This window comes from Candidatus Woesearchaeota archaeon (assembly GCA_030651375.1).
GTDB lineage: Archaea > Nanobdellota > Nanobdellia > Woesearchaeales > UBA12501 > JAUSFM01.
In genome coordinates this window covers 219,749-234,263 of record JAUSFM010000003.1, presented here as the reverse complement: position 1 = coordinate 234,263, position 14,515 = coordinate 219,749, and the positions used below count along the sequence as shown (strand labels likewise).

Genomic DNA, 14,515 nt, shown 5'->3' with positions numbered 1-14,515 from the left:
AGAAAATTCGTAAGATTTCCGGCGAATCCGGAAAACATCCGGCGCCACCGGAACCTTTCTGAAAAATAGCAAGAAATCTGGAAACATTCCGGATGTGCCGGAAGAGCATTTTTTTATCGACGAGAAGAACAATGTGATAAAAAAAGAATAAAAAACGCTATTCCCCACTGTCGACCACCGACCTCTAACTTAAAACAAAAATATGGGCCCGGCCAGATTTGAACTGGCGACCTCATCGACGTCAACGATGCGTTATACCGGGCTAAACTACGGGCCCACTGATTCTTGAAGCCTCTGTCAAAGCTGAGAACGCTGGTTACATGCCCGGCAAAAACCGGGCTTGTAACTCACATTCCCAAAGCCTCTGCCGAGATTTGAACTCGGAACCTCAGCCTTACCAAGGCTGTGCTCCACCGTTAAGCTACAGAGGCACTCCTGCACTGGTTTTTATGCCCCTTTTTAAAATTTACTATCATTTATGCTCAAACCACCACCATCATCACATTCCCCCACACCAGCGTCATCAGAAACCCGATAAGAAAACTGGGTACAAACGGGATGCCTTCTTTGATAAGAATCGTTTTTATCTTGTGCTGTTTTTTGAGGCGAATCAGTTTTGCAATTTGTTCCTTGCTCACGCCCAAGTCCTTGGGCCCGCAGATATGCTTTCCCGCGACCACAATGTTCTTTGCAATCCAGTCGCCCTCGGTCAGTTTCTCCGGTGGTACGAGTTTGTACATGCACGCTTTCTCGACGGCCTTGGCGCAGAGCCAGAAATAATACAACAGGGTGGTGCTGACGAAAAAAATAATCAGGGCAATTCGTTCAAGCGGCTGTTTCAGGAGTGCAACGCCTGCAATCGTCAGAAACATCAGCACGATGAGCGCATTTCTGATGCGCAGCATTTTTTTTGTGCGGAGTTTTTTCAGCTCGGCAAAAAATGGCTTTTTGTTTTTCCACGCCAAAAAAATCGTCCAGCACAAGCCGTAGCCCGCGCCGGCAAGCAGTGTGTTGATAAGGAATGCAGGCGCAAGCGTGTCAAACACTGTTCCTCTGAGTGTCGCAGCGATGTCAATGCCGAACAGCGCGCCCAGCCCCATCAACACTTTGCTGTCACCGCCGCCCCATTGGCCGGCGTAAAACATAATGCAGGCGATGCCGAAGAAAATAATAAATCCCAGCGCGCCGTCAGCAAGGTAGTGCCAATCCCTTGTTCCGGCGAAAAAAATAAGGCGAACTCCAATCGCAATAAACAGCAGGCCGTAGCTGACGAAATCCGGCACTTCTCTGGTTTTGATGTCGGTGTATGAAGCAACGAGAAGAGCAAGAAGTGCAAGAGCAACAACCACGAGAGTAAACAGTTCCATGTGTTTTCCTTTTTATGGCTCATAACAGCCAATCACAAAAAACTGCGAATATTCCAGCGGCCCGCGGTGTATGATGCCCAGATTTTGTGTGCATTCTGCTTCATAATAAAATTTGCTGCAGCAGTCAAGCGGCTTGAACAGGCCGCCCGACCGTGTTGCTTGTTCAGCTTTTCTGCACAGCGAACCATGCGGGTTCCATTGGATCGTGCCGATGATTTTTCCGGTGCACAGTTCGTCGGTGATGATACTGCTGCGCTCTTTGATAATGTCTGACTGGGATTTTTTGATGGGGCGCGGCTCGGGGTTGCAGCGGGTTCCGTCACAGCCGTTCATGCAGCTGGTTTGCCGGAATTCAAGGCATCCATCAAAATTAAAATCACGGCACTCGCTAAGAATAGTGTTTTTACAGGTGCTCCCGTGTGGTGTGCATTCATTGCTGCAGAACGTGTCTTTTTTTTGTTCTTCTTCAACAATGTCCTTGATGGCTTCGACGTTGCTTGCCACGGTGCTGGCTTCAGTTTCTGTTGTTTCGCCGGCAGTTTGCTCGGCAACAGCGTGGCCCGTAATAACTACCCGCTCGTTCTGGAGCGCAAGAATCAGCACAAGTGCCATGAGCCCAATAAGAACTACTTCCCGTTCATGCCGCATTATCTATCACCAATTTTTGCCCGCTCTTTTTGGTGGAGCACAAGAAAGAGTTATTTAAAACGTTTGTGGTTTGTTATTTTTTCAAAATGCCGCGGGTTTCACGCACATTTTCCTTGGGTGCACATCATCCCTTCTGGGCATTCAACCAGCCGCTCTTCGCGCTGGTCACCGCTGGTTGTCTTGGAACATACATTCTCCTGCACGCGGTTTTCGCTGGCCGGGTCGCAGGCGTCATAATGCGGTATACCGTTGGAGTCAACAAGGCCGGCGGTGTAGATTTGCGTCTTGAGCAGTTCAACTCCCGATGGCGCGTCTGAATCATAACAGCCAGTTTCCGGCATGCCTTCCAGCGGAATATTGTGCGTATTGTACGTCACGGTTTTCGGCTGGGTATGCACAGCAAAGCCGTTGAAACTGTTTAAGGGACTGTAGAAAATGAGGAAGACAAACACACCGATAAGCACGAGTACGTTGGCAAACGTGCTGAATTCGCTTTCTTCGCTTTTGTTTCGTTCAGTGCGCGCCATGTGATTCTTTATTCGTTTTGTGATTTATAAATCTTTCTTACTTTTGGAATTCAAACAAAGGAGTATAACAAACTTGCATACGCTTTAGTCGGCAAGAACGGGGCAAGAAAAAATGCGGTCTGCACATTTTGTTTTTCTCGCGCGGCGAAAATCGGGCGCCCGATTTTCGCCCCTGATGGAATAATTGAAGGTGCCGCTGCACCGAAACAGTTCCTTAACAATTCGTTTCTTGTACGTTCCCGTTATTTGTATTGGCTGATACAGAACTAACACACTACAAACCCGTGCCACGAACAAAAATACCGGTTCAGTACGCCCGCTGCATGCACTTTCTGATACGCTGGTTGCATTTCAATCCAGCAGCGCAGTCCGTGCTCTCGCTGCACATTTTGCCGTAGCCACATTTTTGCGGGCAGGCAGTGCCACAGTCAACATCAGACTCAAACGTGTCTTTGAAGCCGTTGTAACAGTTATAATTTTCATTTTGGCTTTGCTCTGTTTTTTGTTCCTGCTCTTTTTCGTTTTGTTCAGCGGTTTGCGCAATTTGCTCTTCCACCATTTCTTTTTGTTCAGTGTACACCTGCGGCGGGCTGATTTGCGACGGCGTATTTTCTGTTTTTTCAAGTTGTGTGTCAACGGCGCCTGGTGTGTCTGAACTGGTCAGGCACCGCCCTTCCCGACAGCCGTATTTGCAGGTGTAGCCGCGAATCGTGTCCTTGCGTGCAACACAATAATGTTCCATCAAGTCTGCGTCGCCGGTGCACACATCATTTGCCACCACCACGCTGCCGTCCATGACAACGGTTGTTGTCCCTGCCATCGACGGCTCATCGCCGTTGTCAGAATCAGCACAGCCATTTTTTATGGCGGCAGGTGGCGGGTTGTAAACAGTAGGTGCGAGCGGCGCATTCTGCGTATCAGCTCCTTCGCGCACCACATTGCCAGTGATGCCTCCCAGATTTTTGTTGGTGCAGGCGGAAATGAAGAGAGAAAAAAGAATAGCAAGAACGGCGAAAATAAGAACTGTTGTTTTTCTACCACCTATATCTATCACACCTATCACCAAATGCGGGAATGGCGAGGATGTTTATATTTTTTGTTATGATTAATTATGCTGCATTCTGGTGTCTTTTTGGTGCCTTTTATTGTCTTAGAAACACCGTATCAACGTCGCGCTCAGGCGCAAGATGGCGCGTCAGCATAACCAACGCTTTTATGTCCCGGTCATGGCTGTACACCGTCACCTGCTTTGCAGGTAGTGCGTACGCCAGCGCAACCAGCCTGCCGTCGTCGCGGAGATGCGGAGGATTACTCTTTACTTGTGATGTTTTCGTAAGCTGTTGAATCTGGTCTACTAAATAATTTTGTTCCTCTGGGCTCAAGCGGGCGCCATTGCCCTGAATTTGCTCGAGGCGTTGCCTATATTCCTCCGCATAGTGAACCATAAGTTCCGCAGGCAAGGCAGCAGTGGTGCCAATTTTTTCAATAAAAAATGCCTTGGGCACGAGCGGATGGTACCGTGCAATTCTTTGCTCATACGCGCGCATTCGTTGCACCACCACCTCACTCTTTTCCCCTTCGTCAACAATATATCCCTTCCCCTCTCGGAAGTGCCTGACAAAAAAAATCTGTTGTGCGACTTTCTTTTTTGGTGTTTTACCACCATCAAATCTCCATCCCTCAATTCGAGCGAGAAGTGTCTCATATTGGCGCGCCTGTATTTCAGGGGCTATGCTTCCGTACCCACCTTTTCTGTTGTCGTTACGTAACACTCTGATAACGACGCTGCTGCTTTGTTCTACATTGTGCACGACACTCTCAAGCGTATACGTTGGCGTCGTGCCGTTTATGATTCCCTCTGGTGTTTTTTCTTCTGCAAGGCTCTGGTCAAGCACATACACTCTCTCATCAACCGGCATATCGGATGGAAATGGTGGTATATCACTTTCTTGTTTCATAATTCGAAGGCATTTTGCTGTTTTTATAAACCTATTCAAAACCTTTATAAACCCCCTCCTGTTTTGCAGTCACATTCCAATGATTGATGAAGGCCAAATGGCCTGAATGAAGGAATAGTTCCTTCTTATACGGGTGAATCACTATGGCAGACAAAGGCGACAAATCCTTAGAAATTATTGAAGTTGCACGGACCACCGGCAAAATCCGCAAGGGCTCCAACGAAGCAACCAAGGCACTGGAAAAAGGCTTGGCAAAATTCGTCGTGATTGCAAAAGATGTTTCTCCGCCTGAAATTGTTATGCACCTTCCGGTGCTGGCAAAAGAAAAAGGCGTGCCGTTCGCTGAAGTTGCTTCCAAGGAAGAGCTCGGCGCAGCAGCAGGGCTTCAGGTAGGAACCGCAGCAGTTGTTGTGGTACAGGAAGGCGAAGCAAAAAAGCTTATTGCCCAACTCAAATAAATAGTGCGATACTGTGTGATACTCTATGGCTGATCAACGAGACAACCGGATGGGCAGTGCAGGCGGCAGCGCAGGCGCAGGTGCCGGCGGCTCAAGGCCTTCTGCAAAGATGAGCGAGCGCGGCAAGCACCGTGACGGCGGCTCGGTTGTTGAGGAAGTAACAAAAGGAAAAGTCTATTTTACTGAAGCAGTGCCAGCGCGTGTTGAAGAGCTTGTTGCACGCACCGGCGCACGGGGCGAAGCAACCCAAGTCCGTGTCAAGATTCTCGCTGGCCGCGACCACGACAAAATCATCCGAAGAAACGTCAAAGGTCCGGTTCGCCTCGGTGACATACTCATGCTGCGCGAGACTGAATTTGAGGCACGACCATTGGACCGCAAGGGCCGCAGCGACAAATCATAATCGTACATCGTAACTCGTACATCGTACCTTGGCGCACACACCGTGTACCATAAAACTTAAAAATTCGATTCACTCCATCCATTGAGGGATTACCTATGAAATGCTCTTTTTGCAGCAACGAAATACCCCGCGGCACCGGCATGACGTATGTGCAGAACGACGCGCGCATCTTTTACTTTTGTTCTTCTAAATGCCAGAAAGGCCAGCTGAAGCTTCGGCACAAAGGCTGGGAAGTCAAATGGACTGAAACCTACCGCAAGGCGAAGAGTGTCAGCGCGGCAACTGCGGCGGCATCGAAAGAAAAAAATAAAGAGCAAAAACAAGAGCAAAAGCAAAAGCCCGCGCCGAAAAAAGAAAAAGATACAAAACACGGTAGCGATCAAGACAAACAACCACAGGCGAAGCAATGATCCAGCGCACCCTCGTGCTCATTAAACCGGATGGCGTCCAGCGCGGCCTCGTCGGCCAAATTATCACACGCTTTGAAAACGCCGGGCTGAAAATTGTTGGCGGGAAAATGGTCTGGGTGGACGCTGCATTCTCAAAACAACATTACGCTGAACACATCCAGAAAAAATTTTATCCGGCGCTTGAAGCCATGCTCACCCAAGGCCCCGTTTTTGCACTCGTCCTCGAAGGCGTTGAGGCCGCTGCGCTCGTGCGAAAAATTGTCGGCCCCACCGAGCCGAAAGCGGCGCCGCCCGGCACGATTCGAGGAGACTTCTCCCACATGAGCTACGCATACGCTGACGCAAAAGACATCGGGCTGAAAAATATTATTCACGCATCCGACAGCCCGGTGTCGGCAAAAACAGAAATCGCGCTCTGGTTCTCGCCGAATGAGCTGCACACCTACAAGAGCGTACATGACGTGCATGTGCTGGAATAAAGTATTATTGATTCTTTTCTCAACAACTTTTATAAATCACCTCGTCTGATTATTTGTCATGGCCAAAAAGATGGTTGATAAAGTCATGCGCTGCGCGTCTGACGTGAAAAAAATAAGGAACATCGCCATCTGCGCGCACATTGACCACGGCAAGACAACGCTTTCTGATAATCTTCTTGCCGGTGCCGGCATGATTTCCAAAGAGCTCGCCGGCAAAGTACTCCAACTTGATTTTCGCCCTGACGAGCAGGCGCGCGGCATTACCATCGACGCTGCCGCTGTTTCAATGGTGCACACGGTTGACACTGATGAATATCTCATTCACCTGCTTGACACCCCAGGCCATGTGGATTTCGGCGGCGATGTGACACGTGCCATGCGCGCGGTTGACGGCTGCATTGTGCTTGTTGACGCGGTTGAGGGTGTGATGCCGCAGACCGAGACCGTGCTCCGACAGGCGCTGCGCGAGCGCGTGAAACCCGTTCTTTTTATCAACAAAGTTGACCGGCTCATTGTGCAGCAACAATTGTCTGCAGCGCAGATTCAGGAACGCTTTCTTCACCTTATTCGCGACGTCAACCGCCTCATTTCCCAGATTGCCGAGCCGCCGTACAACGAACAATGGCATGTCCAAGTGCAGAATGGCAGCGTTGCGTTTGGCAGTGCGCTGCACACATGGGCACTTTCGTTGCCCTACATGCAGCAGCACGGGCTTGCGTTCAAGGATGTCATTGACGCGTACCGCAACGAAAGCGTAAAAACATTTGCTGACAAGGCGCCGCTGCACCGCGTAGTGTTGTCGATGGCCGTGCACCACCTTCCTGATCCGGCAGCAGCGCAGGCGTACCGGATTCCAAAAATTTGGCACGGCGACGTGTCGTCGGCGCAGGGCCGCGCGCTTTTGTCGTGCGATTCCAACGGCTCGGTTTGTTTTGTCGTGACGAAAATAATTGTTGATCCCCAGCTCGGCGACCTTGCTGCAGGCAGGCTTTTTTCCGGCACTCTCCGTCACGGTGCGACGGTGTGGAATGTACACTCACACCAGCAGGCGCGTATCCAACAGCTCTTCATCTACAACGGCGCAAAGCGCGAGCTTATTGACTCGGCATCCGCCGGAAATATCGTCGGCATCGCCGGCATCAGCGCGTATCCCGGCGACACCATCAGTGACCGCGAAGCAGGCGAGCCGTTTGAGCGCATGATCCCAGCAGAACCAGTCATAACAAAATCTATTGAGCCGCGCGTTGCGCGTGAATTGCCACACCTGATTGAAGTGCTTGAACAGGTGCAGAAAGAAGATCCGGGCATCAAAGTTGACATCAACAAAGAAACCGGTGAAATTCTTATCAGCGGCATGGGCGAACTGCACCTTGATGTTATTGAAAACCGCATCAAAACGGACAAGCACATCACGGTTATCACGTCCCCGCCTATTGTGGTGCACCGCGAATCCGTTACCCATACATTACCAGTATCAGGCGAAGGAATATCGCCGGACAAGCATTTCACTTTTCATTTTACCGTAGAGCCGCTGGCTCCTGCGATTGGTGCGCTCCTCACAAGCGGTGGCGTTTATCCCGGACGAGTAACCGCACAGAATAAAGACATCTCAAAAAAACTCATTGCCGCAGGAATGGAATCATCTGCTGCTGAACACATTGCCTCCATTTTTCACGGCAACATTTTCGTGTGCCGTGAGCCGCTTCTTCCGTCGTCCGCACCGCTGGTGCTTGATATGTTTGAGGAAGTGATGCGTTCCGGCCCGTTGTGCAGCGAGCCGTGCGCGAATTTGCTCGTGACACTTGTTCATTACACCGTCTCTGCCGACGCTGAAAACAGTCCGGTGCAAGTCTATCCTGCAGTGCGCGATGGGATTCGCGCGGCGATTCTTGCTGCCGGGCCCGTGCTGCTCGAGCCGAAGCAAGTCATGTTGTTTGAAGCGCCGGAAGAATATACCGGCACACTTTCAAAAATTGTAGGCAACAAGCGCGGCCAAATGATTGAGCTGTTTCATGAACAAGGCATGGTGCGCATCACGGCAAAACTGCCGGTGAGTGCGCTGTTTGGTTTTTCCTCGGAGTTACGTTCTGCAACCGAAGGGCGCGCGACGAGCGCAGTTGTTGCACAATTGTTTGAGCCGGTTGCCGCCGGTGCACATCAGAAACTTATTGCAGAGATACGAAAGAGAAAGGGGATGTATTAATTCGGTGTTGGGTATTCAGTGTTCACGCAGCGTCTCTTTGTTCAACATCAGAAACAGTAGGTTCCCTCTTAAAAACACCCAGATAATGGCACAATTCCGCAATATCTCTATTCACTCCCGATAGTTTTTCTATCCCTGTTGGTGTTGAGATGATGGGCGTCATATCATACTCATGTTTCACTGCTCGTTCCAGTTCTTTATATTTGTCCACGTCATTCTTCCGAACCAACGTCACTACAATCCCTTTGGGTTTGGTGAATTCGTACGCCTTTGCAAACACCGCAGCCCACTTTTGCATATTCACCAAATCAGGATTTCGAATATAACTCATGTCAAACTGAACATCTGGAAAATCACCATCAGCGCATGGCGTCATCCACGTGTGCGAATATGTGGCGTCGCCAAAAAGCGGGTCGAACAGTGCAACATCTAAATCGTTTTGAACACTCAGTCGGCGTGCCGGTGTAAAATTATTGCATCCTGCAACTTTTACTTGACGTCCATACATGTGTTTATGAAATGCCCGCAGCACGGTTCCTTCCCGCACGCTGAACGGCCCCACTAACATTGCCTGTGGATGTTCAGATGGCTGGTATATCGATGTGCAAAAATGTTCTAAAATAAAAAGATCAAGTGGCTCAACCATTGCTATGCTGCTGTGGCCGAACTCAGATTGGTATTGTTCGCGAAGGCCGGCATAGGTTGGTGGTGTGGGCGCCATTGTCCGCAGAAAAATAGGCAGCTTCTTAAACCAATCGCAAACTTTATAAATCATCGCGTTGGACGGTGAGTATTCAAGGGTTTATCAAACTCTTCACAGGGATTATATGGCAACCGACGTCGAACTCATTGAAAAAGCAAAACGGCTGATGCACCAGCCGGAGCACATCAGAAATATTTGCACCTCTGCGCACATTCACCACGGCAAGACCGCGCTGACCGACAATCTTCTCGCTGCAGCCGGCTTCATGAGCAGAAAAGCAGCCGGCAGTTTGGAAGGCGGCATGGCAACATGGCTCCACCTCGACGAGCAGGAACGTCTGATGACGGTTGATGCTGCAAACCTTTCCATGTGCCACACCTTTGGTGGCCAAGATTATCTCATTAATATGATTGACACGCCGGGCCACGTTGATTTCGGCGGCAATGTCACGCGCGCCATGCGCGCTATCGACGGCACTATTGTTCTTATCTGCGCGGTTGAAGGCATCATGCCGCAGACCGAGACCGTCGTCAAGCAGGCGCTGCGCGAGCGCGTCAAGCCAGTTTTGTTCATCAACAAATGCGACCGGCTGATTCTCGAGCTGAAACTTTCTCCGGAACAAATTCAGGAACGCTTATCAAAACTTATTGTCCTCTTCAACCAGCTTGTCGAGCGTGTCGCCGAGCAGGAATTCAAGGAAAAATTCAAAGTCAACATTGTCGACGGCAGCGTATGCTTTGGCTCTGCGCGCGAAAACTGGGCGTTGTCCCTGCCGTACATGAAAAAGAAAAATGTCACCTTCAAAGACATTCTCCGCGTTTTCTCGGGCGAAGTCAGCGAAGAAGAGCGCCAAGAATGGATTTGGAAAAATGCGCCGCTATTTGAAGTCGTGCTCGACATGGTCATCAAGCACATGCCCAATCCGAAAGAGGCGCAGGCATATCGTATTCCCCATATCTGGCGCGGTGAAATAGACTCACCGTTTGGCCAGGATCTCGTTACCTGTAATCCGAACGGCAAAGTCGGCTTTGTCATCACGCGCATTACTATTGATCCAAAGTTCGGCAGAGAAATTTCAGCAGGCCGGCTTTTTAGCGGCACGGTCAAAGAAGGCATGACCGTGTATCTCAACGGCGCCAAAACAAATCAGCGCGTGAGTCAGGTGTATTCCTACATGGGCGTCAAGCCAGAATCAGTTGAAGAAGCTCCTGCCGGAAACGTTATCGCTCTCGGCGGCGTCTCCGGCTATGCCGGCGAAACAATCACTCTTGAGCCGGAACAGCCGTTCGAAGAGCTGAAACACATCTTTGAGCCGGTCATTACCAAATCAATTCAGCCCGTGAGCCAGCAGGACATTCCTAAGCTCGTTGAAATTCTCCGCAAAGTCGCAAAAGAAGACCCATCCATCAAGGTTGAAATCAATCAGGAAACCGGCGAGAACCTCATCAGCGGCATGGGCGAGCTCCACCTCGAAATCATCGAAAACAGAATCATCACTGAACGAAAATTCGCCATCAAGACCAGCCCGCCGATTGTGGTGTACCGCGAGTCCATTCTGAAAAAAGCGCCGCAGGACTTCGAGGGAAAATCACCCAACAAGCACAACAAGCTTTATTTCATTGTAGAACCACTGCCTGCGGAAATTCAAGAACTCATTAGAAACGGCCATCTTCCTGAAGGCCGCGTCAAGAAGAAAAATCTGGAAATGCGCGACAAGCTGGTCGCCACCGGCATGGAAACAAAAGTTGCCGACAAGGTCAAGGACATTTTCCATGGCAATCTGTTCCTCGACGGCACGCGCGGCATTGTGTACATTACTGAAATCATGGAGCTTGTGCTCGACATGTTCGAGGACGTCATGAACCAAGGCCCGCTGGCCCGCGAGCCCTGTGTCAATGTCATGGTCACGCTCACCGACTGTAAACTGCACGAGGACGCCATCCACCGCGGCCCGGGGCAAATGTATCCTGCTGTTCGCGAGGGTATCAAGGGCGCGATGATGACTGCTTCGCCGGTTATCTTTGAGCCAAAACAGATTATGATGTTTGACGCGCCTGAAGAATACGTCGGTGAAATTTCAAAACTGATTGCCAACAAGCGCGGCCAAATGCTTGACATGACGACCGAATACGGCACCGCACAGGTCAAGGCAAAAATGCCGGTTGGAGAAATGTTCGGTTTTGAATCCGAATTACGATCAGCAACTGAAGGCAGGGGCACTTCATCAATTGTTGATCAGCTCTTTGAGAAACTGCCGGAAGAGTTGCAGCCGAAAATCATTGGCCAGATTCGCTCGCGGAAGAAGTTGAGCGAGAATCAGTAACTCTCACTTTTCTTTTTTTATCTTTCAACTCTCTTTTATTATTCTCTTATTTTTCACACAAAATTTATAAAAACACTTTCCTTATTTTTCTCCATGCAAAAATCTCCTCCTCAAAAGCTCCACGCAGGCCTGCGCGGCCTGTTGGAATACACTGCACTGCTGATTATCGCAGGCATTGTGACGCTTGCTTACATGGCTGCTGCGCCAACAACCCTTGGTGCAATTCCACTGCTTCCTGCTGCCGAACTCGTGTTGGTTGTTTGGCTCGTCGCCGTGCTGTATGGTTTCTTCGCGCGCAAACCATGGGTGTGGGCTGCATCGCTGGTGTGTTTTTCCTTTGTGCTCGTATATTCCTTGGTGCTTCATTATTACCTTCTCCAATTTCAGCTGGTGCCGTTTGAATTATTTTTACTGCTATCCCTCTTTTCTTTTTTGATGAACGGCACGGTGCTCTGGTACGTGTTCCAAAAAAAAATATACTTCACCAACCCGTATTACACGGACCATTTCGGCGTTGCCGACCGGCTGTTTGTGAATATCCTGCTCTGCCTGCTGGTGCTGCTGCTTGCCATCAGCATTACGGTGCTGAAACTTTTTAAATAATCACACTCCCATTATCACAACATTTAAAAAGGAAAAAGTGTAGTATTTATAAAATTGTTAAAAAGGGGATAGGTGGATCGCGTGCATTCAAAAAGAGGACAAGTCACCATATTCATAATTATTGGCGTACTCCTTCTTGTTGCAGCAATTTTCTTGTTTTCAGCCCGCGAACAAAAAACCTTTGCGCCGCAGGAAGCGCCTGCTCTGGTGCAGGAAGTGCCGTTTGAGCTTGCTCCCCTGAATTCATTTATCACCCAGTGTGTTGAAACCATCTCAAAAAAAGCAATCACTGAACTGGGCGGGCATGCAGGCTACATTGATCCGACGTCTACCGACTTTAGCCCGCGCGCGTTTCAGTTTGACACGACAAATGAACGCCCAACTGATTCTGAAGCGCTGACGTTTGGCACAAACTGGTACATTCCCTACTGGCATCACCTTGCTTCTCCCAATAACGCTCCGTCCAGAATTTCATTCAAGGATCAGGTGCCGAGCCAGGATGACATTCAAAACCAAATCAATGCCTATGTTGAAAAAAATCTGCAGGGCTGCCTTGATTTCTCCTCGTTTGCATCGCAGGGCCTCACTGTTTCGACCGCAGGTGTTCCCAAGGCATCAACTATTCTCACGGCGAACAGCGTGGTGGTGGATGTAACCTTGGCGGTGCACGTTACCAAACAAAATCTGGTGTATGACCTGAAAAATTTTCGCGCAACGCACGATGTTGCCTTGGGAAAACTCCTTGCGTTTGCCCAACAGTTGACGTCGAAAATCACTCAAGGACAATCGTTTGAAAAAGTGATTATTCTTGCGCTGTCTGCGCGCGCGGGCCTCGATAACGACCTGCCGCCATTTTCCGCAAGCCAGCACGGTGGCACAAAAAAAACATGGAGCGAAGCAGCGCTGAAACCGACGGTTGAATCCATTGTGAGCTACACAATTCAAAAAGTGCCAGTCAAGGGAACAAAAAATTATATTCCGTTTGAACAGGCAGATCCAACTATTTTGAACGATCCGGTTCGCCGTGGATTGTATTCATATCTTAGCAGTCTTGATATGTCGGGGCCGGATAGCGACGCGAAGCGGTACGCCGTTACATTCAACTACCTGCCGTCCTGGAAATCCTATTTTGACGTCGTGAAAGGAGATTCTATTGGCCCGACCAATGAAGTTTCACTGCCCGGCGCTTCCATTGTGCAGATGCTTCTTAGCGACCTTCCGACAACACTGCGCACGTACCAGACACCCTACGATATTTCTGTTCCTATTCTCACGCAGGTCACTGATTCAACGGCGTTCAACAACAAGGGCTACGATTTCCTCTTTGCGCTGGAAGCGAATGTGCGGGACAATGAGCCGTTGACTTCAGCATACAAGTCATCGTCGCCGATTCATGGCTTTGATGATTTTTCACTGCTCTGCAATGAAAATCAAAAAACATCAGCGCCGGTGACCGTTAAAGTGACTGATGCAGCGACGGGGCGCAGCGTACCGAACGCCGAAGTACAGTTCAATTCCGGTACGTCGTGTTCAATGGGCGTATCGAAATCTGATGGTACACTCACCTCGAAATTTCCGCGCGCTTCTGGTGATCTTAAAGTTTCTGCGCCCGGCTATTTAGGCGCGAGCGTGGTACTGACTTCTTCGCTTACCAAACAGGTGGCCAAAGACGTAAAACTCCTGCCCCTTATCGAGAAAACTATTCGCGTCAAAAAATACACCTATGACAAAAACGAAGGTAGGATTGCTGCCGTGCGCAATGCGAAAACTAAGCCAGAATCATTATGGGAACTTTCACGAACACAAAAAGATTTGCTGGAAACGGAAAAAGTAATTGTCACGTTTGATCGGGTGGCTGCAGACGGAGAAGCGCCGTATTCTGCGTTGGCCCAAGTTTCAGGCACCCAACGCGCGCCAGTACAACTTGCTCCCGGACGATATACCGTCACGTTCAGCACGCTCCTCTTTGAATCAATGCGCATCCCCTCATGTCCCGACTGTTGCGGCGAGGCACTCACGTTTTCAGGCCCCGGTGGAGTGTTTAGCGGCGTGCTTGAAGCGATCGGTGTTGAAGATGTAACTATCGGTTGTGCTGTTCCCACACCCATGGATGAAACAAAACTCAACGCGCCCTTTAGTGAAGGGGTCATTACTGCAACCATTGACATCACTCCGCAGATGCTTACTTCACCGAACGAGCTGACGTTATCAACGCTCGTGCTGAACATGCGCGATGTGCCTGATACGCGTGTCGTCGGCACCACCCTTATTATGGCAACTGCGTCAAGATCTGCACGTGAACGCATGGTGACTGACCTCCAGATGTACGATGTGATGCAAAAAGACGCCAGCAACAATCAGAATGTTCGCCAGCTCCTGCAACCACGATGATGGACTACAATAAACTATAAAAAAAGAACACCCATGAAACCA

13 protein-coding genes, 2 tRNA genes and 1 pseudogene are annotated in these 14,515 nt (G+C 49.7%); 8 read left to right on the top strand and 8 right to left on the bottom strand.

The features are described from left to right. Positions 1 to 203: 203 nt before the first annotated feature. From Q7R76_01230 to Q7R76_01200, 7 genes are all read right to left on the bottom strand, one after another. Positions 204 to 277, bottom strand: a tRNA-Val gene (locus tag Q7R76_01230). 82 nt (positions 278 to 359) lie between these two features. Further along, a tRNA-Thr gene (locus Q7R76_01225) sits at positions 360 to 431 on the bottom strand. 51 nt (positions 432 to 482) lie between these two features. Continuing rightward, on the bottom strand, positions 483 to 1,367 hold the full coding sequence (locus Q7R76_01220) for an A24 family peptidase (GenBank protein MDO8642196.1): 885 nt from the start codon (positions 1,365 to 1,367) through the stop codon (positions 483 to 485). 12 nt (positions 1,368 to 1,379) lie between these two features. Next, on the bottom strand, positions 1,380 to 2,015 hold the full coding sequence (locus Q7R76_01215; protein ID MDO8642195.1) for a hypothetical protein: 636 nt from the start codon (positions 2,013 to 2,015) through the stop codon (positions 1,380 to 1,382). Between the two features lie 98 nt (positions 2,016 to 2,113). After that, positions 2,114 to 2,542 (bottom strand): hypothetical protein, encoded by a 429-nt coding sequence (locus tag Q7R76_01210; protein MDO8642194.1) that lies wholly within the window; start codon positions 2,540 to 2,542, stop codon positions 2,114 to 2,116. A gap of 307 nt (positions 2,543 to 2,849) precedes the next feature. Next, positions 2,850 to 3,605: a hypothetical protein gene (locus Q7R76_01205; protein ID MDO8642193.1), complete on the bottom strand. Its 756-nt coding sequence runs from the start codon at positions 3,603 to 3,605 to the stop codon at positions 2,850 to 2,852. 79 nt (positions 3,606 to 3,684) lie between these two features. Then, positions 3,685 to 4,500 carry a hypothetical protein gene (locus Q7R76_01200; GenBank protein MDO8642192.1) on the bottom strand — a complete coding sequence of 272 codons (816 nt, stop codon included), beginning with the start codon at positions 4,498 to 4,500 and terminating at the stop codon, positions 3,685 to 3,687. Positions 4,501 to 4,643: 143 nt separating this feature from the next. Here Q7R76_01200 and Q7R76_01195 point away from each other — a divergent pair, with 143 nt between their 5' ends. The 5 genes and pseudogenes from Q7R76_01195 to Q7R76_01175 all read left to right on the top strand — a co-directional run bounded on the left by Q7R76_01195 (position 4,644) and on the right by Q7R76_01175 (position 8,453). Beyond that, entirely contained in the window at positions 4,644 to 4,958 is a 315-nt protein-coding gene (locus Q7R76_01195) for a ribosomal L7Ae/L30e/S12e/Gadd45 family protein (GenBank protein MDO8642191.1), read from the top strand. Between the two features lie 109 nt (positions 4,959 to 5,067). After that, the gene (locus Q7R76_01190; protein MDO8642190.1) at positions 5,068 to 5,361 is read left to right on the top strand and encodes a 30S ribosomal protein S28e; all 294 of its coding nucleotides are present in this window, start codon (positions 5,068 to 5,070) and stop codon (positions 5,359 to 5,361) included. Between the two features lie 95 nt (positions 5,362 to 5,456). Continuing rightward, a pseudogene (locus Q7R76_01185) lies at positions 5,457 to 5,621 on the top strand (ribosomal eL24 family protein). Between the two features lie 146 nt (positions 5,622 to 5,767). Next, positions 5,768 to 6,250 carry a nucleoside-diphosphate kinase gene (ndk, locus tag Q7R76_01180; GenBank protein ID MDO8642189.1) on the top strand — a complete coding sequence of 161 codons (483 nt, stop codon included), beginning with the start codon at positions 5,768 to 5,770 and terminating at the stop codon, positions 6,248 to 6,250. Positions 6,251 to 6,308: 58 nt separating this feature from the next. After that, entirely contained in the window at positions 6,309 to 8,453 is a 2,145-nt protein-coding gene (locus Q7R76_01175; GenBank protein MDO8642188.1) for an elongation factor EF-2, read from the top strand. A 22-nt stretch (positions 8,454 to 8,475) separates the two neighbouring features. Here the strand turns inward: Q7R76_01175 and Q7R76_01170 are convergent, their stop codons facing one another. After that, entirely contained in the window at positions 8,476 to 9,174 is a 699-nt protein-coding gene (locus Q7R76_01170; protein ID MDO8642187.1) for a hypothetical protein, read from the bottom strand. Between the two features lie 106 nt (positions 9,175 to 9,280). Here Q7R76_01170 and Q7R76_01165 point away from each other — a divergent pair, with 106 nt between their 5' ends. From Q7R76_01165 to Q7R76_01155, 3 genes are all read left to right on the top strand, one after another. Beyond that, positions 9,281 to 11,479, top strand: a complete 2,199-nt coding sequence (locus tag Q7R76_01165) for an elongation factor EF-2 (GenBank protein ID MDO8642186.1) — start codon at positions 9,281 to 9,283, stop codon at positions 11,477 to 11,479. A 93-nt stretch (positions 11,480 to 11,572) separates the two neighbouring features. Beyond that, positions 11,573 to 12,082, top strand: coding sequence for a hypothetical protein (locus Q7R76_01160; protein ID MDO8642185.1), 510 nt, complete (start codon positions 11,573 to 11,575; stop codon positions 12,080 to 12,082). 72 nt (positions 12,083 to 12,154) lie between these two features. Continuing rightward, positions 12,155 to 14,473, top strand: a complete 2,319-nt coding sequence (locus Q7R76_01155) for a hypothetical protein (protein MDO8642184.1) — start codon at positions 12,155 to 12,157, stop codon at positions 14,471 to 14,473. The last annotated feature ends 42 nt before the right edge of the window (positions 14,474 to 14,515 follow it).

Bases quoted from the DNA above. Each gene is read 5' to 3' on its own strand.
- Q7R76_01220 (MDO8642196.1), bottom strand. From the start codon at position 1,367: ATGGAACTGTTTACTCTCGTGGTTGTTGCTCTTGCACTTCTTGCTCTT.
- Q7R76_01215 (MDO8642195.1), bottom strand. From the start codon at position 2,015: ATGCGGCATGAACGGGAAGTAGTTCTTATTGGGCTCATGGCACTTGTG.
- Q7R76_01210 (MDO8642194.1), bottom strand. From the start codon at position 2,542: ATGGCGCGCACTGAACGAAACAAAAGCGAAGAAAGCGAATTCAGCACG.
- Q7R76_01200 (MDO8642192.1), bottom strand. From the start codon at position 4,500: ATGAAACAAGAAAGTGATATACCACCATTTCCATCCGATATGCCGGTT.
- Q7R76_01195 (MDO8642191.1), top strand. From the start codon at position 4,644: ATGGCAGACAAAGGCGACAAATCCTTAGAAATTATTGAAGTTGCACGG.
- Q7R76_01190 (MDO8642190.1), top strand. From the start codon at position 5,068: ATGAGCGAGCGCGGCAAGCACCGTGACGGCGGCTCGGTTGTTGAGGAA.
- ndk (MDO8642189.1), top strand. From the start codon at position 5,768: ATGATCCAGCGCACCCTCGTGCTCATTAAACCGGATGGCGTCCAGCGC.
- Q7R76_01175 (MDO8642188.1), top strand. From the start codon at position 6,309: ATGGCCAAAAAGATGGTTGATAAAGTCATGCGCTGCGCGTCTGACGTG.
- Q7R76_01170 (MDO8642187.1), bottom strand. From the start codon at position 9,174: ATGGCGCCCACACCACCAACCTATGCCGGCCTTCGCGAACAATACCAA.
- Q7R76_01165 (MDO8642186.1), top strand. From the start codon at position 9,281: ATGGCAACCGACGTCGAACTCATTGAAAAAGCAAAACGGCTGATGCAC.
- Q7R76_01160 (MDO8642185.1), top strand. From the start codon at position 11,573: ATGCAAAAATCTCCTCCTCAAAAGCTCCACGCAGGCCTGCGCGGCCTG.